This window comes from Bradyrhizobium sp. JYMT SZCCT0180 (assembly GCF_018130165.1).
GTDB lineage: Bacteria > Pseudomonadota > Alphaproteobacteria > Rhizobiales > Xanthobacteraceae > Bradyrhizobium.
On sequence record NZ_JAFCLZ010000003.1, the window covers coordinates 54,816 to 69,574 of the forward strand.

A 14,759-nucleotide genomic window follows, 5' to 3' on the forward strand; every position below is an offset into this window, starting at 1 on the left:
AGAGGTCCGTTCGTGGCACTTTTCGGACATGACCGGCCTAGCTGATAATGTCCGCTCACGAGATTGAAGCGGGCATCGAGCACTCGCAGTTCGAGGTCAGCTTCTGGGGTTGGGCGCCCATGAAGGATTATCAAGCAGCAATCGAGAGGCTCCGCAGGGACGCGGCAGAGGCCGCGCTGATCCGCGATCTAGGCACCGACATGACCAAACGCGAGATGTTCGACCGACTGCACCAGCACCTCAATCGGCTGGCCGATGAGGTCGAAGAAGCGATAAAAGCCAGCAAGGAATCGGGTTAGACTGGGCTGTCGCGTGACGCCGGGATACACGCTGAACCCCGCATCGCCGGCGCTCTCCGACAAGGCGCCCCCCGCTTGGGGGCCATGGGGGGCGGAGCAAGGGTCAACCCTGTCGGATGCGCGCTGGCCCGTCCTCTCGCAAAGAACACTCCGGCACACTCACTAATTAGGTCAACCTTCCCCTTTCGCGCTATTGACCTAAGGGGCACCAAATAGAAAACCGAAGCTCGTTGAAGCATCCATATCCGCTAAATTCATGAGTTTGCGATTGGCACAAACTGCACCTGCCATAACTCTCTAGCGAGCGTAAGCTTCGGAATACGCAGGGGGAGAGTACATGCCGTGTGCCGCCCGGGGATCACCGACGCAGCGTGACCGTTGCAATCGACGGATGGGTCAAGACTTCCCGCTTCAGCGGTCCTCTTCGTCAGTCTTTCGCGGCGAGGATTTGCGCGACGGCGCGGGTGCGCCGAGTTCCTGGCAGGGCAGTTCGGTCCACGATCCATCTGATGTCTGCTGGTAGGAATGGCACGACGATGACGCCGGCTGCTCGCTGGTCTTCGGCGTCTCGGCGTTCTTGGCAAGCCCGGGTACTGCCGCCGCGAGCAGGGCGGCTGTCGTCGCCACAAAGATCGCGTGTCCTAACCGCATGGAAATTCCCCTTTTTGAAAACAGAGTTCCTTTCGTAGCGGACATTGTGGATTTTTTTTGAACAGAAGGGTGCGTGCGCGCCGGTTTGATTAACGATCTCCAAATCGTGCGCGCGCGTTCACAGCTGCGTGACGCGCAACCGCAGGGCATTGCCGACGACGCTGACCGACGACAGCGCCATGGCCGCGGCGGCAATGATCGGCGACAACAGGATGCCGAAACCGGGATAGAGGATACCCGCGGCAATCGGGACGCCGGCGGCGTTGTAGATGAAGGCGAAGAACAGGTTCTGCCTGATATTGCGCATGGTGGCCTGCGACAGTTTTCGCGCCCGGACGATGCCGCCGAGATCGCCCTGCAAGAGCGTGATGCCGGCACTTTCCATCGCCACGTCGGTGCCGGTTCCCATGGCGATACCGACTTCGGCTGCCGCCAGCGCCGGGGCGTCGTTGACGCCATCGCCGGCCATGGCGACGATCCGCCCCGCCTTCCGCAGCCTGGCAATCACCGCGCTCTTCTGATCCGGAAGCACTTCGGCCTCGACGTCTGTTATGCCGAGCTGCCGCGCGACCGCTTGCGCGGTGGTCCTGTTGTCGCCGGTCAGCATGATGACCTTGATGCCTTCCTCCGCCAGCGCCTTCAACGCCGCGGGAGTTGAAGCTTTGACGGGATCGGCGATGGCAAACAGGCCGGCGAGCCTGCCGTCGACGGCGATATTGATGACGGTGGCGCCGTCGGCGCGCATGCGCTCGGCATCGGAATCCAGCGTATGGGTATCGACGCCAAGCGAATTCAGGAACTTTGAATTGCCGAGCAGAACCGATGTGCCGTCGACCTTGCCAGTCGCACCTTTGCCTGTCGGCGAGTCGAACGCCTCGACCTTGCCGGGTTCCAGCCGACGTTCCCTGGCGGACCGCACGATGGCGTCGGCGAGCGGATGCTCGCTGGCAAGCTCGACGCTGGCGGCGAGCCGCAGGATTTCGTTCTCGTCGAATCCCGCGGTCGCCACGATTGCTGTAACCTTCGGCTTGCCTTCGGTCAGCGTGCCTGTTTTGTCGACCACCAGCGTGTCGACCTTTTCCATGCGCTCCAGGGCTTCGGCATTCTTGATCAGCACGCCGGCTTGCGCGCCGCGCCCGACGCCGACCATGATCGACATCGGCGTCGCAAGGCCGAGCGCGCAAGGGCAGGCAATGATGAGCACGCTCACGGCGGCGACGAGACCGAACGCCATGCGCGGCTCCGGCCCGAAACATGACCAGACGCCGAAGGCGATCAGTGCCACGGCAATGACCGCGGGCACAAACCAGCCCGCAACCTGATCGGCGAGCCGCTGGATCGGCGCGCGCGAGCGCTGCGCATCCGCCACCATCTTGACGATCTGGGACAACAGCGTGTCGCGGCCGACTTTCTCCGCGCGCATCACGAACCCGCCGGACTGGTTCAGCGTGCCAGCGATCACAGTGGCCCCGGCCTCCTTGGTGACCGGCATGGATTCGCCTGTTACCAGCGACTCGTCGAGCGAGGAGCGGCCTTCGACAATGACGCCATCGACCGGCACTTTTTCGCCGGGGCGGACGCGGAGCATGTCCCCGACCGCGAGGCTGTCGATGTCGACTTCATGGTCGGCACCGTCCTCGCTGACGCGGCGCGCGGTCTTCGGCGCCAGTTGCAGCAGGGCCTTGATGGCGCCCGACGTGGCTTCGCGGGCGCGCAGCTCCAGCACCTGGCCGAGCAGGACGAGCACGGTGATGACGGCAGCAGACTCGAAATAGACCGCGACCGCGCCGCCATGGCCGCGGAAGGCGGCCGGGAAAATTTGCGGGGCGATGGTCCCGACCAGGCTGTAGAGATACGCGACCCCGGTGCCGACAGCGATCAGCGTGAACATGTTGAGATTGCGCGTCAGCAGCGATTGCCAGCCGCGCACAAAGAAGGGCCAGCCGGCCCAAATGACGACAGGCGTCGCGAATGCGAGTTGAATCCAGTTTGACAGCGCCGGGTCGACGAGGCCGTGACCGCCGGCCAGATGCCCACCCATCTCCAGCAGCACCGGCGGAACGGATAGCACGAGGCCGATCCAGAACCGCCGCGTCATGTCGGCGAGTTCGGGGTTCGGCGGCGTATCGAGGCTCGCAACCTCCGGCTCCAGCGCCATGCCGCAGATCGGGCAACTTCCAGGCCCGACTTTACGGATCTCTGGATGCATCGGGCAGGTGTAGATCGTGCCGTCGTCGGCGCGTTGGGGAACGTCGGGCTTCGCCGATGATTTCTCGAGATACTTCCTTGGATCGGCGGCGAATTTGGTTTTGCAGCCCGCCGAGCAGAAGTGAAAGGTCTTCTCCTGATGGTCGATGCGGTGCTTGCTGGTCGCGGGATCGACCGTCATTCCGCAGACGGGATCGAGTACCTTGGCAGCGGCGTGGTGATCATGATGGCTGTGGTGCCCGTGATCGGTGTGGGCGTGATGATCGTGGCCACTGCAACACGAGTTGGAAGTTGCGCCGTCCGGATTGACCTTCGTGTCCGGGGTCTTGCTTGCCGGGTTGTTGTCGTGGTGGCTCATCGCGAATGCAGTCCCTTGCAACCCATACCCTGTAGGGGTATATAGGCCGCATGAGAAAAGACATCAAGGCATCCTGTCAAAAACGTCTGAGCCGCATCGAGGGCCAGGTCCGCGGCCTGTCCCGGATGGTGGACGAGGACCGCTACTGCATCGATATCGTGACGCAGATATCGGCGGTGCGCGCCGCGCTCCGGCGCGTCGAGGAAGAGGTGTTGAAGGATCACGTCTCGCATTGCGTCGAGCACGCGATTGCGAGTGGTGACAAGACGGATCAGCGCCAGAAGATATCGGAGTTGATGGCGGTCATCGGCCGGTCTGACCGATAAGACGCGATCGTGTCACCGCCGGCGGCGTGCAATCGCGCCGGCAACGGTCTGCATGGTAATTCCCACGACCCAGCCGAGCATGATCATCCAGGTCCAGGCGAGGTGCGGATCGTGACGCAGCACAATCACGCAAACGGAGGCAAAGGCTGCGGCCGCGGCGAGGAACGTGCCGACCGCGCTGAGCAATTCCGGCGCGTCGATCTTGCCATCCCAATGCCCGTCCGTCGGCTTGCCATCGGTGTAGAAGGGACGTTGCGGGGTGTCGATGCCCAGATAGAATCCGACTGCGCCGCCGAGCATCATCAAAAGCAGGAAAGCCTGTGACGTGAACTGCGGGATGCTGGTGCCGACGAGTGCAGCCACAAACAATCCGCTTGCAGCGCCGGCCATCGCAAGGCCAAGGCGCTCCAGGACGTGCGCGGTCTTTCTGACGCGGGTTTGCATGGGGCCTCCCGCCGACTGTGAGGAGGGAGGTTAGGCCGTTTTGGTGCCGGTTGAAAGACGTCTACAAGTTGAAAGACGTCTACAAGGAGACGTGATACGTGCCGACGGATTCGTGTAAGCGGTGGCTACGGATAAGCGTGATGCGCCAGCCAGCGCGGTGAATCAGGCCGCGCCACCGTCCTGCGAAACGATTGCTAGTTCTTGCTAATTCTTGGCGCGGATGAAGCCTGCAAGCTTGCCCTTCTGGGTCTCGCACCAGGTCGACATGCCGACGCGCCGCTGGTCGAGGTCCGTCGTCCTCGTCGCGGTGGCGACCTCCTGCAAGAGCAGGTCATCCGGGCGCTCACCCATTTTTCCGCCGGTATGCACGTACGCAATGGCCTTTCGGACCTGCTCGGTGGTGCCATCCGGCTGCTGCATCTCCTGGGCCTTCTGCACCAGATCCTGATAGACGACATCCGTGCCGGGGCATTCCACCTTGGCCGCGAACGCCTGCAACATCAGCGTCACATATTCCGAGCGAGGGCCGGCATGCGCCGCCGTCGAAACGAAAACCAAACCAACAAGCAACGCTGCACCGCGCATCATGACCTCTCCCTGACACTCTTCCTTGGGCTTTTCCGGTTTTTTCCTTAGGCTTTTCCGGTTTTGGCGAGGCTAGCGCCGACGGCAGCCCCGCACAACCTTCGAAAAGTATCCGGCGCATCAAAGCGCCGTCAGTTCGCCCTTTGCCCAGATCTCGCGCAACTTGAACTTCTGGATCTTGCCGGAGCCCGTCAGCGGAAACGCCTCGACCACGAACCAGTGTTTGGGCGTCTTGTGCGGGGCCAGCGAGGCCCGCATGTAGGCCGACAGTTCCTCCTTGTCGATCACGGCGCCTTGCGCCGGGCGGATGAAGGCGGCGACTTCCTCGCCCCATTTTTCGTGCGGCAGTCCGACCACGGCGATCTCGCTGATCTTGGGATGGCGGAACAGCAGTTCCTCGAGTTCGCGCGGATAGATGTTCTCGCCGCCGCGGATGATCATGTCCTTGAGCCGGCCCTCGACGGTGCAGTAGCCGCGGGCGTCCATCGCGCAGAGGTCGCCGGTATGCAGCCAGCCATCGGCGTCGATGGAAGCGGCCGTGGCGTCCGGCATCTCGAAATAGCCGAGCATGACGTGGTAGCCGCGCGTGCAGAACTCGCCGATCTCGCCGATCGGCACGGTCTCGCCGGTGTCGGGATTGACGATCTTGTTCTCCATGTTCGGCAGCGGCAGGCCGATGGTGCCGGCCTTGTCCTCGATGGTGTCCGACGTCTTGGTCATCGCCGCCACCGGCGAGCATTCGGTCTGGCCGAACACGATGGTGAAGGGCGCGCCGAGCTCCTTTTCGAACCGCGTCACCAGTGCGGCCGGCACGGTCGAACCGCCCGAGCAGATCGCCTTGACCGACGACAGGTCTGTCGTGGCGAAGGAGGGATGCTCCAGCATCGCCACCAGCATGGTGGGAACGCCCACCATGGCGTTGCCACGATAGGTCGCGAACATTTCCAGCACGAGGCCCGGCTCGAACGCTTCGATCAGCACCTGGGTTGCCGCGCGCGAGACCGCGCCGAGCACGCAGCAGACGCATCCGCCGGTGTGGAACAGCGGCATCGTGGTGATGAAGACGTCGCCGGGCTCGACCCCCATCTGCACGGCGGTATCGGCGCCGTTATTGGCAAGCCCGCGGTGATGCAGCAGCGCGCCCTTTGGGAATCCGGTGGTGCCCGACGTATACTGGATCATTACCGGATCGGTCGGCTTGACGTCCGGCAGCGCGATACTGTGGTCGTCGCCGGCGGCGATGAAGGTATCCCAGTCGTCGAACGAGATGATCTCGTGCAATTCCGGGCAGCGCGGCGCGACCTGATGCACCGTTTCCAGCATCGGATTGCCGCGGAACGCCGGCACCACGAAGACGCCGGCCGCGCGGGACTGCTTCAGTACATATTCGACCTCGTTGGCGCGAAAGCCGGGATTGACGGTGACCAGCACCATCCCGGCCATCGCGGCGCCGAACTCCATCATCACCCATTCCGGCAAATTATACGCCCAGACGGCGACCCGCTCGCCCGGCTTGAAGCGGCGGAGCAGGGCGCGCGCCGTACGCTGCGCCTCGGCGTGAAGTTCCGCATAGGTCCACTGGCGCCGCGCCGCGGGGTCGGGGACGCCCGCAATCAGCGCGAGCCGGTCCGGCGCCGACCGTGCGGCCTGCTCCAGCAGCTGGCCGAGCGTGACGTCGCGGACGGTGGTGGAAACACCCGCGACGTGAGATTCCTTCAAGGCCATTGTCTCTCCCATGGGTCTTTGCCGCTATGATGCCAATTTGCGGCAATTGACCGGACTATGGCATCCGCCGTTTGTGTTTTGCAGCCGGGTTCCGAAAGAAAATTTGCGGTTTTGCCAGCCTCGTCGGTCGCTTGTGAAAAGCGGCCGGCCTGTTCCCTGGGTAACAGCGTCCGGCTCTGAAAGGCGGCATTCTCCTGATCACGAACAGAGGACGCGATGGTCGCGCCCAGCACCCCAAGGAGAATTGCCATGACGACCCAGATCGAACGCTTCGCTGCCCGCAATGAACTCGCCGAAAACGAGCTTGATATCGTGTCGGGCGGCGTGCGCCATGAAATCACGCGCGAAGAATGGGAACGCCGGGCCGCGACCAACACGTTCGACAAGCCGGATGCCAAGAAGAGATAACTGCGCGGAATGTCTGATTTGGAGGCCCGGACGCCCCGTCCGGGCCTTTGCGTTTTCGCCCTCGGCTGATCCGGCCGCCATCGTGTTAGGATGACGCGCGACGTGTGTCACACCGAGGGGACGGCCGCCATGAGCTTATTGAACAATCCATTCGACCCCGCCCGCGAGGCGGCGCTGGTGACGGGCGCCGGCAACGGCATTGGCCGGGCCATCGCGCAGGCGCTGGTCGGCGAGGGCGTGCGGACCGTATTCGCCGATATCAGCGAGGAGCGGGTCGTGGCTGCGATCAAGGCTTCGCCGCGGCCGGAACTGGCCGTGCCGTGGGTCGGTGATCTCGCCAACGCCGCCGCGCGCGAAACGCTACTGAAGGACGCGCAGTCCGCCGTCGGGCGGGTGACCCATTTCGTGCACAGCGCCTCGCCGCCGCGGCGGGAGGCCGATCATGCCATGGCCGTCAGCACCGAGATTTGGGCGCAGATGCATGCGGTCAATCTCGAGGCCGGCTTTCACCTTTCGCGCGAACTGGCGCGGGGGCTGATCGCGGCGAAACAGCCCGGCTCGTTCCTACTGCTGACCTCGCTGCACTCAGGCACGCCGCGCAATCTGCCGCATTATTCGACCGCCAAGGCCGGGATGGCGATGCTGGTGAAGGAGCTCGCCAAAACGTTCGGTCGCTACGGTATCCGCGTTAACGCGCTGGTGCCCGGCGCGATTGCGGCCGGCGGTTTTGTTGCCGACCCGTCGCTGGCAAAACACATTCCGCTCGGCCGTCTCGGGGAAGCCGGCGACCTCGCGCCGCTGGCGCTGGCGGTGCTCTCGAACCGGGTATCGGCCTATGTCACGGGATCGGCGATCACGATCGACGGCGGCCTGTCGCTGACCAACTGGTTCGAACCGCCGGAGCTCGGAGAAATCTGAGGCGGAACCCGGATGAGGGGTGCCCGGCGTGGAACGAGCGGGCCGGTTCGGCGGTTCTCACAACAGGCCGCAGCCCTGCAGGGGAACCGGTTGCTGCGGCGCCAACCTCAGGGAGCGCGACATGACATCCGAGATGCAAATCCACACCATCGCGCGGCAGATGCTCGAAAAGCACGGCCCGGCGGCGATCGCCCAGGCGGCGCAGAACGCCGTCGCCTGCGAGCGCAAGGGCGAGGCCGAGGAGGCCAGCGAGTGGCGCCATATCGAGGACGCTATGAAGATGATGCGGGGACCGCATCAGAGCTGAAGGTCGCCCCGGCGTCCGGTCCCGGAGGATGACGGCAGTGAACCCTTTTCCATTGGCCGCGACCAAAGGGCATGGAAAACATAGCTCAATACATCGGCGTGACGCTGATACTCGGCGTCTTCGTCTGGGGCATGATCGGCTTCTATCGCGGCCTGTCGATGCCTGGGAATGAGCATCGTCTGGATCGCACGGGCGATACCTGGTTGAGCTGAACCCGGTGCTGCTGACGCCGGCTCGCGCGCACCCGGCGGTCGTGCTAGCCTGCCGCCACCATGACCCATCGCATTCTGGTCCTCTACGGCTCCTATCGCTCTGACCGCATGGGCATCCGTCTCGCCCAGTTCATCGTCGAAGGCCTGCGCGGCCGCGGCGACGATGTCGAGCTGATCGACGCCAAGGCGGTCGGCCTGCCAATGCTGGACCGGATGTACAAGGAGCATCCGAAAGGCCAGGCGCCGGCGGTGCTCGAAGAGCTCGCGGGAAAGATCCGCGGTGCCGATGGCTTTGTCTTCATCACCGGCGAATACAATTGGGGCATGCAGCCCGGCCTGAAAAACCTCACCGACCATTTTCTCGAAGAGTGGTTCTGGCGCCCGGCCGCCATCGTCAGCTATTCGGCCGGCCGTCTCTCCGGCGCCCGCGCCGCGACCGCCTGGCACGGCACGCTCTCCGAGATGGGCATGGTGGTGATCTCTTCCACGATCGGGGTCGGGCCGATCGCGCAAACCCTCACCGACGACGGCAGGCCGACCGGCGAGGCCGGCAAGGCGCTGGAGCGGGCGTTCCCCCGCTTTGCGGATGATCTGGCGTGGTGGGTGGAAGCGGCCAAGGCGCAGCGGGCGAAGCAGGCGCCGCCGTATTGAGCGGCTAAGTCAGATGGCAGCAGCGGCTGCCGCGCCATGCTTGGCGTACCATTTCGGCCCCGGGCCGCGCATGTAATGCCGCTCGGGCCGGTAGCTGTCGAATGCGCGGTTGACCAGGCGATGCCAGCCCGTGACGATCCGGTCGAGGCGGCGGAGCAGCGGCAGGGTGATTGGCGCGGTGCTCATGACAATGCTCAGTTCGGCTTGCCGAGAACGGACGAGAAAGAGATTTCGAAGATCTCGTCGTCGAAATCGTCGCTGACATGCACGACCCAGTCGCGCCAGTCTTCCGCGCTTTTCTCCATGATCAGCGATCGCACCACGCAGGCGGCGCGGTCGCGCGCTTCGGCGAGGTTGCTCACGACCGCGCCGAACTGATCGACGCGAACTTCGCGGGAACTGGAGCAGTGGAAATAGACCTGGGCCATCGTGGTCTCCTTCACAAAGCGAATCGAATCTGTGTCTCAAAAATAACAGCGGCGGATTCCGCTGGATATTCCGGTAGAATCCCGACGGGGATTTACGGGCATGTCCCGCAACGTGACAGCAAACCTACCGGGACGAATCATGCCCTTCCGTGATTCACATCACTCTGATTCTGTTAACGTTCGATTAACCAAACTCACGCAGGATTTCCGCCATTGGATCGCAGCGGAACCGGACCCGAGCCGGCAGTTGCAAGAGAGGCCGGTGGCGTAACGCCCGCCGGCCTTTTCTCTTGGTGGCACGTGATTGAATTCCGGTTCGAGCTTCAAGCAAGCGTGATTGCCAATCCCCTCCAGAGATTCGCTCACGCAGGGAAGACGGCGGCGTAGCGGAGGAGCAGGCGATGACTTACGCCCGCGAATTGCGCGCAAAGGTCATGCTGATCTCGGAACGCGTCTTGCTGACGTTGGAGAGGATCTCGCCCATCAGCTTCAGGTTGGCCATCATCTCCTGGCTCAAGAAGCCACCCGACACGCGTTCGAGCTGTTCGGGGGCAAGCTCCTGCACCTTTGTTTCGTGATCACACGTCATGGCGTTCTCCTTGCGGGTTGACGTAGGGGATTGCATCCACGTGCGGCAGCCTCGTCCAGGAGCGCGGGCTCGGCCGTGATCCCGATCACGTTGTGGAAAATCGCCTCGGCCTTCGGCCTTCGTCCGTTGGGCTACGCCGGGACCGGTCGCTCGCCATGACGATTTTTTGACGTCAGGAGTGCATCGCAAGGGATCGCTGTGCGGATGTTCGCGTCGCCTTCTTTCGGGTAGCATCGGCGCACGAGCCAACACCCAGAAGCGTGGCGTTGAGCGGAATTGCGGACAAGGTGTCGGTCTACGAGATATCCCGATTACGATTGGCCACACGGAGAAGCAGCCATGAACAAGCCCGTGCCCGTCAACCCGCCCGAACTGCGTTCGACCTTCGTTGCGGCATCGTCGATGCCCTGGCAGCCAACGGACTTCGACGGAATTCAGATGAAGATCCTCTACAGGGACGACGAAGGGCGCTCGACCATCCTGTTCAAGATGGCGCCCGGCGCGGTCGTGCCGCTGCACGAGCACACCGCGCTCGAACAGACTTTTATGCTCGAAGGATCGCTGGAAGATGCGGAGGGCAGCTGCGGCGCGGGTGACTTCGTGTGGCGGCCGGGCGGCAACATCCATGTCGCGCATTCGCCCAACGGGGCGACTTTTATCTCCGTTTTCAATCGGCCGAACCGCTTTTTCGATGGCAGCAAGTTTTTCACATCGGACGAGCGCAAGTAGGAAGTAGGGTGGGCAAAGCCAACGGGTCGCGCGAATGCGCGCCCGATGACAGGCTCCGCGTGCCCACCATTCTTGTTGCGCCTGAGATGGTGGGCACGGCGCTGCGCGCCTTTGCCCACCCTACGCGCGGTTGACCCGACAAGCGGCGGATCGCACCCCCGGCCAATCCGGTCGACATCTCCCATCCTGTGACCCAATCACCACACCCAACGGAATTGCGCTGGCGGGGCCGGGTCTGACGTTTTCCGGCCCCGGTTCCGCCCCGATTGGATTCGGACGATAGGCCGTGCTGGTTTTCGGCTTGGGCTGGGGCGCAAGTTGGGGATCGCAACATGTCCATCGACCGCGCTGCTACTTCGTACGTCGACATCGGAACGAACTGCACTCAACGCCAGGCGCCGCCTTGGATGCCGGCCGTGGGGAAGGTCATTCGGCTGCTGGCCGTTGGCGTGGCAGCGGCATCGCTGGCGGCATGTTCCCAGACCACGGGCGTCAGCCCGAAATCCGAATTGCGCGCCAGCCGGGTGGCATCGCTGGACCACGATCGAACGTCGTCCCCCATGATCAAGAGGCGCGTGGCAGCGACAAGAAAGTACACCCGGCTCGCGTCGCGCAAAGATGCAGGCAAACCCAAGACGACGGCCTCGCATGGGGTGGCGAGCTTCTACACCGAGGGCACCAAGACCGCGAGCGGTGAAAGATTCAACACGATGGACATGACCGCGGCGCATCCGACATTGCCGTTCGGCACCAAGCTGCGCGTGACGGATGTCTCGAGCGGCAAGTCCGTCACGGTGCGGGTCAATGACCGCGGTCCCTACGTTCCGGGGCGTGTCGTCGACGTTTCCTATTCCGCGGCGGACGCGCTCGGAATGGTCGGAAAAGGCCTCACCAATGTCAAACTCGACGTGGTGCAGTAGGGGGCGGGAACAGGCTGTCGCTGCACGTCAATCGAGCAGCAGACGGCCGACAGGCTCGATGCCGGCGGCGCTTCCGCTTCGGACCACCACGATCTCGCCGCTTGCCGGCGAGATCGTGGTGAGGGCCAGGATGTTCGCGCCGTGCGTCACGACCAGAAGGTTTCCACGGCCGGTCCATTTGCCGATCACCGCGCGGGCACCGGCGGTCAAGGCCTCGGTCCGATCGCGCAGCACGACCACATTGCCGAATGTCGGCGCGGCTTCGACCGGTCCCAGTTCCAGCAGGGTTGCCGTGTCCATGCAGCGACACCATGGCGAGGCGAGGATTTGATCGACTGCGATCCCTTCCGACTTGAGCCGCGCGCCGATCCTTTTGGCGTCGGCGCGGCCCTTGGCGCTGAGATTGCGCTGGGTGGCGCAGTCATCGACCCGGAAGCCCGGCGGATCGCCGACGCCCCCCGGCGCATCGGCATGGCGCATCAGCGCGACATGCCCGCCCGCGCGCAAGGCGGACCAGGCGGCGTCGTCGGCGCGCGCGGTCTCCGCCGCGGCGGCAAAGCCGAGGAGGAGGGCGACGACGGCGAAACGTTTGCGGCGCATGGCGGCTACCTTCTCAAAGATAAGCGATCAGACGCCCGGCACAGACGACGCCGAGCCACAGCAGCAGCGACACCAGCGCGGTAACCTTGGCGCCGGCGGGGGCCTCATCGTGCCAGAGCGCCACGCGTCGCCACGGACCGGCATGGGCGATCACGACGTTGACCAGGGCGGCGGCGATCAGCAACAGCTTGGCCTGGAACGCCGGGTTGCGCACCACGTGCGAAGCATCAGCGCTGAACAACAGGAAGCCCATGCTGACCGCCAGCACAAAACCGATGCGCGACAACGGCAGCAGCAACTTCGCCATCGGCGCGATCGGGATTGCGCGCCCCCATCCGAGCAGGCGCAAATCGAGTGCCAGGATCGATCCCACCAGTACGACGAAGCCGAGGATGTGCAGGATTTCGACCGCGGGATAAAGCGCGGGCGACGAGCGCATCAGATGACCCAGCGCGCTTTCCTGCAAGGCAAGGAAGATCGACGCGGCGGGTTGCTGTTCCACGCGGGCTTACCGCAATTCGATGCGCTTGCCGTCGAGAACGACGTATTCGATGCGCGCTTCGTCCGGCTTGCTGGTATGGGGATAGCCGAACACGGTGCAGGTCTTGCCGGGCGCGATCATGTCCGACGTGATGCCGCGCGCCTGCATGCGCGAAGGCGGCGCCAGCACGAAGTGCCAGTGCTTGCCACCATCCTCCATCTCGATCTCGCAGTGCGGGTTCTCGAAGGTCGACTTCAGGATCTTGCCGGTCACGGTGAACGACTTCGAGGTGTCGTATCCGCCCCAGCCGTGATGGGCGGCCGCAGCGCCCGGCGCAAGGGCAGCCGCCAGCGAGAGGAACAGGCGTCGGGTGATTGTTGTCATGACGGCCTCTGCACGATGGAGGACGACACCGATCCGTGCCGGATCATAGCGGGTTTTGCGTGACCATTCAAATGATCCGGCATAATGCACGCCGCCATCAGGGCGCCCGAGGAGGCAACGATTGAGCCCGTCAAAGGTTCTATACGAGATGTTCGAGAAGTGCCGTCCGGTTGATTGCCGCGGCAGAGCGGCAAAGCCACAGGGAGACCGGCGGTGCGCAGGATTGAGGATCAAAGTTTTCTGCTGTTGTTGCTCGTGGTCAGCATCGCGTTTGGCTGGATTCTGAAACCATTTTACGGCGCCATTCTCTGGGCCACCGCCGCCGCCGTCATTTTTGCGCCGCTCAATCGAAAGCTGCTGGTCAGGACGGGCGAGAGACCAGGGATCGCTGCCCTGGTTACGGTCCTGATCATCATCGCAATGGTCATTTTACCTCTGGCGATGATCGCGGCCTCTCTGACTCAGGAAGCCTCCAACCTTTACGCCAAGGTCCAGTCCGGAGAGTACGACTTCGCCCGCTACATTCAGCGGATATTCGATGCACTACCGGCCTGGGCCACAGGTCTGCTTGATCGCTTCAACCTGAACAATCTCCCGGCCGTTCGCGACTGGCTGGCATCCGGCGCGATGAAGGGTGGACAGGTCCTGGCGCCTCAGGCGCTCAGCATCGGCATGAACACTTTCGACTTCCTGATTGGCCTCGGCATCATGCTGTATCTTTTGTTTTTTCTGTTGCGTGACGGCAAAGCGCTGGCTGAACGGATCAAGCGGATCGTTCCCCTTCGCGCCGATCAAAAGGCGGCACTCTTCGGCAGATTCGCCGATGTCGTCCGCGCGACGGTGAAAGGCGGCATCCTGGTTGCCATCGCCCAGGGCACGCTTGGCGGGTTGGCGTTCTGGTTTCTGGGGATTCACGCGCCGCTGTTGTGGGCGGTGTTGATGGCCTTCCTGTCCCTCCTGCCGGCCATCGGATCCGGCCTGGTCTGGGTGCCCGTTGCAATCTACCTGTTGGCTAGCGGCGCCGTGTGGCAGGGCGCTGCCCTGATTGTGTACGGGGTGCTCGTCATTGGACTGGTGGACAATCTTCTCCGTCCGTTCCTGATCGGGAAAGACGCCAAGCTGCCGGACTATGTCGTGCTGATTTCCACGCTGGGCGGCATTGAAGTGTTCGGCTTGAACGGCTTTGTGATCGGCCCGGTGATTGCCGCGATGTTCATGGTGACCTGGGAGAGTTTCTCCGCCTCCCGGAAGGGAAACGACGCCGGGGCTACGGGCTAACTCGCCAATTGGCCGCTTGCTGGCTGCTGTCACCGTTCTGTCATGGTTCTTGCTTGGCAGCATTACAAGCTATGGAGAATTTTATCGGTAGTGGAACCGTCAATCCGTCGACCTCAGTTCTTGAGGCTATATCGGCCCGGATATATCGATGTTTTGGATATATTGGATTGGATATATCGGGAACAGCGTGCGAGTACCCAAAGGTTCCCGTGAATAGAATATTAGGATCAACCCGCGATGGAAAGTTCCATCGGCGCA

Annotated in this window: 21 protein-coding genes; 10 read left to right on the forward strand and 11 right to left on the reverse strand. The window is 63.4% G+C overall.

What is annotated here, in order from left to right; all coding sequences use genetic code 11:
* Nucleotides 1-47 precede the first annotated feature (47 nt).
* Nucleotides 48-299 (forward strand): hypothetical protein, encoded by a 252-nt coding sequence (locus JQ641_RS05185; RefSeq protein WP_502754929.1) that lies wholly within the window; start codon nt 48-50, stop codon nt 297-299.
* 411 nt (nt 300-710) lie between these two features.
* Here the strand turns inward: JQ641_RS05185 and JQ641_RS05190 are convergent, their stop codons facing one another.
* Both JQ641_RS05190 and JQ641_RS05195 read right to left on the reverse strand, forming a co-directional pair.
* The gene (locus JQ641_RS05190; RefSeq protein WP_211994771.1) at nt 711-950 is read right to left on the reverse strand and encodes a hypothetical protein; all 240 of its coding nucleotides are present in this window, start codon (nt 948-950) and stop codon (nt 711-713) included.
* Nucleotides 951-1,068: 118 nt separating this feature from the next.
* Nucleotides 1,069-3,516: a heavy metal translocating P-type ATPase gene (locus JQ641_RS05195; protein ID WP_211994774.1), complete on the reverse strand. Its 2,448-nt coding sequence runs from the start codon at nt 3,514-3,516 to the stop codon at nt 1,069-1,071.
* 50 nt (nt 3,517-3,566) lie between these two features.
* On the opposite strand from JQ641_RS05195, the gene JQ641_RS05200 reads away from it, so the two are divergent.
* Complete coding sequence (locus tag JQ641_RS05200; protein WP_192739747.1) at nt 3,567-3,842, forward strand: metal-sensitive transcriptional regulator; 276 nt, start codon at nt 3,567-3,569, stop codon at nt 3,840-3,842.
* A gap of 12 nt (nt 3,843-3,854) precedes the next feature.
* Here the strand turns inward: JQ641_RS05200 and JQ641_RS05205 are convergent, their stop codons facing one another.
* From JQ641_RS05205 to JQ641_RS05215, 3 genes are all read right to left on the reverse strand, one after another.
* On the reverse strand, nt 3,855-4,286 hold the full coding sequence (locus JQ641_RS05205) for a hypothetical protein (RefSeq protein WP_192739748.1): 432 nt from the start codon (nt 4,284-4,286) through the stop codon (nt 3,855-3,857).
* A gap of 204 nt (nt 4,287-4,490) precedes the next feature.
* On the reverse strand, nt 4,491-4,871 hold the full coding sequence (locus JQ641_RS05210; RefSeq protein WP_211995257.1) for a hypothetical protein: 381 nt from the start codon (nt 4,869-4,871) through the stop codon (nt 4,491-4,493).
* A gap of 120 nt (nt 4,872-4,991) precedes the next feature.
* Nucleotides 4,992-6,596, reverse strand: coding sequence for an AMP-binding protein (locus tag JQ641_RS05215; protein ID WP_211994778.1), 1,605 nt, complete (start codon nt 6,594-6,596; stop codon nt 4,992-4,994).
* 249 nt (nt 6,597-6,845) lie between these two features.
* Between JQ641_RS05215 and JQ641_RS05220 the strand changes: the two genes are divergently transcribed.
* From JQ641_RS05220 to JQ641_RS05240, 5 genes are all read left to right on the forward strand, one after another.
* On the forward strand, nt 6,846-7,004 hold the full coding sequence (locus JQ641_RS05220; RefSeq protein WP_211994781.1) for a hypothetical protein: 159 nt from the start codon (nt 6,846-6,848) through the stop codon (nt 7,002-7,004).
* Nucleotides 7,005-7,133: 129 nt separating this feature from the next.
* The gene (locus JQ641_RS05225; RefSeq protein WP_211994783.1) at nt 7,134-7,922 is read left to right on the forward strand and encodes an SDR family NAD(P)-dependent oxidoreductase; all 789 of its coding nucleotides are present in this window, start codon (nt 7,134-7,136) and stop codon (nt 7,920-7,922) included.
* Nucleotides 7,923-8,043: 121 nt separating this feature from the next.
* Nucleotides 8,044-8,229, forward strand: coding sequence for a hypothetical protein (locus tag JQ641_RS05230; protein ID WP_192739752.1), 186 nt, complete (start codon nt 8,044-8,046; stop codon nt 8,227-8,229).
* A gap of 71 nt (nt 8,230-8,300) precedes the next feature.
* The gene (locus JQ641_RS05235) at nt 8,301-8,441 is read left to right on the forward strand and encodes a hypothetical protein (RefSeq protein WP_211994784.1); all 141 of its coding nucleotides are present in this window, start codon (nt 8,301-8,303) and stop codon (nt 8,439-8,441) included.
* Nucleotides 8,442-8,501: 60 nt separating this feature from the next.
* The gene (locus tag JQ641_RS05240) at nt 8,502-9,092 is read left to right on the forward strand and encodes an NADPH-dependent FMN reductase (RefSeq protein ID WP_211994785.1); all 591 of its coding nucleotides are present in this window, start codon (nt 8,502-8,504) and stop codon (nt 9,090-9,092) included.
* Between the two features lie 9 nt (nt 9,093-9,101).
* Here the strand turns inward: JQ641_RS05240 and JQ641_RS05245 are convergent, their stop codons facing one another.
* The 3 genes from JQ641_RS05245 to JQ641_RS05255 all read right to left on the reverse strand — a co-directional run bounded on the left by JQ641_RS05245 (nt 9,102) and on the right by JQ641_RS05255 (nt 10,109).
* Nucleotides 9,102-9,278, reverse strand: coding sequence for a hypothetical protein (locus JQ641_RS05245; RefSeq protein WP_211994786.1), 177 nt, complete (start codon nt 9,276-9,278; stop codon nt 9,102-9,104).
* 8 nt (nt 9,279-9,286) lie between these two features.
* Nucleotides 9,287-9,520, reverse strand: coding sequence for a DUF6894 family protein (locus tag JQ641_RS05250; protein ID WP_192739757.1), 234 nt, complete (start codon nt 9,518-9,520; stop codon nt 9,287-9,289).
* 406 nt (nt 9,521-9,926) lie between these two features.
* On the reverse strand, nt 9,927-10,109 hold the full coding sequence (locus tag JQ641_RS05255; RefSeq protein WP_211994788.1) for a hypothetical protein: 183 nt from the start codon (nt 10,107-10,109) through the stop codon (nt 9,927-9,929).
* Between the two features lie 339 nt (nt 10,110-10,448).
* Between JQ641_RS05255 and JQ641_RS05260 the strand changes: the two genes are divergently transcribed.
* Nucleotides 10,449-10,838: a cupin domain-containing protein gene (locus JQ641_RS05260; RefSeq protein WP_211994790.1), complete on the forward strand. Its 390-nt coding sequence runs from the start codon at nt 10,449-10,451 to the stop codon at nt 10,836-10,838.
* Nucleotides 10,839-11,245: 407 nt separating this feature from the next.
* Nucleotides 11,246-11,758, forward strand: a complete 513-nt coding sequence (locus JQ641_RS05265; protein WP_249150232.1) for a septal ring lytic transglycosylase RlpA family protein — start codon at nt 11,246-11,248, stop codon at nt 11,756-11,758.
* Between the two features lie 27 nt (nt 11,759-11,785).
* Here the strand turns inward: JQ641_RS05265 and JQ641_RS05270 are convergent, their stop codons facing one another.
* From JQ641_RS05270 to JQ641_RS05280, 3 genes are read right to left on the reverse strand one after another with little or no spacing between them, the layout of a single operon-like run.
* Nucleotides 11,786-12,358, reverse strand: coding sequence for a histidine phosphatase family protein (locus JQ641_RS05270; protein ID WP_211994796.1), 573 nt, complete (start codon nt 12,356-12,358; stop codon nt 11,786-11,788).
* A gap of 13 nt (nt 12,359-12,371) precedes the next feature.
* Complete coding sequence (locus tag JQ641_RS05275; RefSeq protein ID WP_211994799.1) at nt 12,372-12,860, reverse strand: DUF6644 family protein; 489 nt, start codon at nt 12,858-12,860, stop codon at nt 12,372-12,374.
* Nucleotides 12,861-12,866: 6 nt separating this feature from the next.
* The gene (locus JQ641_RS05280; protein WP_211994802.1) at nt 12,867-13,223 is read right to left on the reverse strand and encodes a DUF6152 family protein; all 357 of its coding nucleotides are present in this window, start codon (nt 13,221-13,223) and stop codon (nt 12,867-12,869) included.
* A gap of 213 nt (nt 13,224-13,436) precedes the next feature.
* On the opposite strand from JQ641_RS05280, the gene JQ641_RS05285 reads away from it, so the two are divergent.
* Nucleotides 13,437-14,501 (forward strand): AI-2E family transporter, encoded by a 1,065-nt coding sequence (locus JQ641_RS05285; RefSeq protein ID WP_211994804.1) that lies wholly within the window; start codon nt 13,437-13,439, stop codon nt 14,499-14,501.
* Nucleotides 14,502-14,759: the final 258 nt, after the last annotated feature.

Bases quoted from the DNA above. Each gene is read 5' to 3' on its own strand.
- JQ641_RS05185 (WP_502754929.1), top strand. From the start codon at position 48: ATGTCCGCTCACGAGATTGAAGCGGGCATCGAGCACTCGCAGTTCGAG.
- JQ641_RS05190 (WP_211994771.1), bottom strand. From the start codon at position 950: ATGCGGTTAGGACACGCGATCTTTGTGGCGACGACAGCCGCCCTGCTC.
- JQ641_RS05195 (WP_211994774.1), bottom strand. From the start codon at position 3,516: ATGAGCCACCACGACAACAACCCGGCAAGCAAGACCCCGGACACGAAG.
- JQ641_RS05200 (WP_192739747.1), top strand. From the start codon at position 3,567: ATGAGAAAAGACATCAAGGCATCCTGTCAAAAACGTCTGAGCCGCATC.
- JQ641_RS05205 (WP_192739748.1), bottom strand. From the start codon at position 4,286: ATGCAAACCCGCGTCAGAAAGACCGCGCACGTCCTGGAGCGCCTTGGC.
- JQ641_RS05210 (WP_211995257.1), bottom strand. From the start codon at position 4,871: ATGCGCGGTGCAGCGTTGCTTGTTGGTTTGGTTTTCGTTTCGACGGCG.
- JQ641_RS05215 (WP_211994778.1), bottom strand. From the start codon at position 6,596: ATGGCCTTGAAGGAATCTCACGTCGCGGGTGTTTCCACCACCGTCCGC.
- JQ641_RS05220 (WP_211994781.1), top strand. From the start codon at position 6,846: ATGACGACCCAGATCGAACGCTTCGCTGCCCGCAATGAACTCGCCGAA.
- JQ641_RS05225 (WP_211994783.1), top strand. From the start codon at position 7,134: ATGAGCTTATTGAACAATCCATTCGACCCCGCCCGCGAGGCGGCGCTG.
- JQ641_RS05230 (WP_192739752.1), top strand. From the start codon at position 8,044: ATGACATCCGAGATGCAAATCCACACCATCGCGCGGCAGATGCTCGAA.
- JQ641_RS05235 (WP_211994784.1), top strand. From the start codon at position 8,301: ATGGAAAACATAGCTCAATACATCGGCGTGACGCTGATACTCGGCGTC.
- JQ641_RS05240 (WP_211994785.1), top strand. From the start codon at position 8,502: ATGACCCATCGCATTCTGGTCCTCTACGGCTCCTATCGCTCTGACCGC.
- JQ641_RS05245 (WP_211994786.1), bottom strand. From the start codon at position 9,278: ATGAGCACCGCGCCAATCACCCTGCCGCTGCTCCGCCGCCTCGACCGG.
- JQ641_RS05250 (WP_192739757.1), bottom strand. From the start codon at position 9,520: ATGGCCCAGGTCTATTTCCACTGCTCCAGTTCCCGCGAAGTTCGCGTC.
- JQ641_RS05255 (WP_211994788.1), bottom strand. From the start codon at position 10,109: ATGACGTGTGATCACGAAACAAAGGTGCAGGAGCTTGCCCCCGAACAG.
- JQ641_RS05260 (WP_211994790.1), top strand. From the start codon at position 10,449: ATGAACAAGCCCGTGCCCGTCAACCCGCCCGAACTGCGTTCGACCTTC.
- JQ641_RS05265 (WP_249150232.1), top strand. From the start codon at position 11,246: ATGCCGGCCGTGGGGAAGGTCATTCGGCTGCTGGCCGTTGGCGTGGCA.
- JQ641_RS05270 (WP_211994796.1), bottom strand. From the start codon at position 12,358: ATGCGCCGCAAACGTTTCGCCGTCGTCGCCCTCCTCCTCGGCTTTGCC.
- JQ641_RS05280 (WP_211994802.1), bottom strand. From the start codon at position 13,223: ATGACAACAATCACCCGACGCCTGTTCCTCTCGCTGGCGGCTGCCCTT.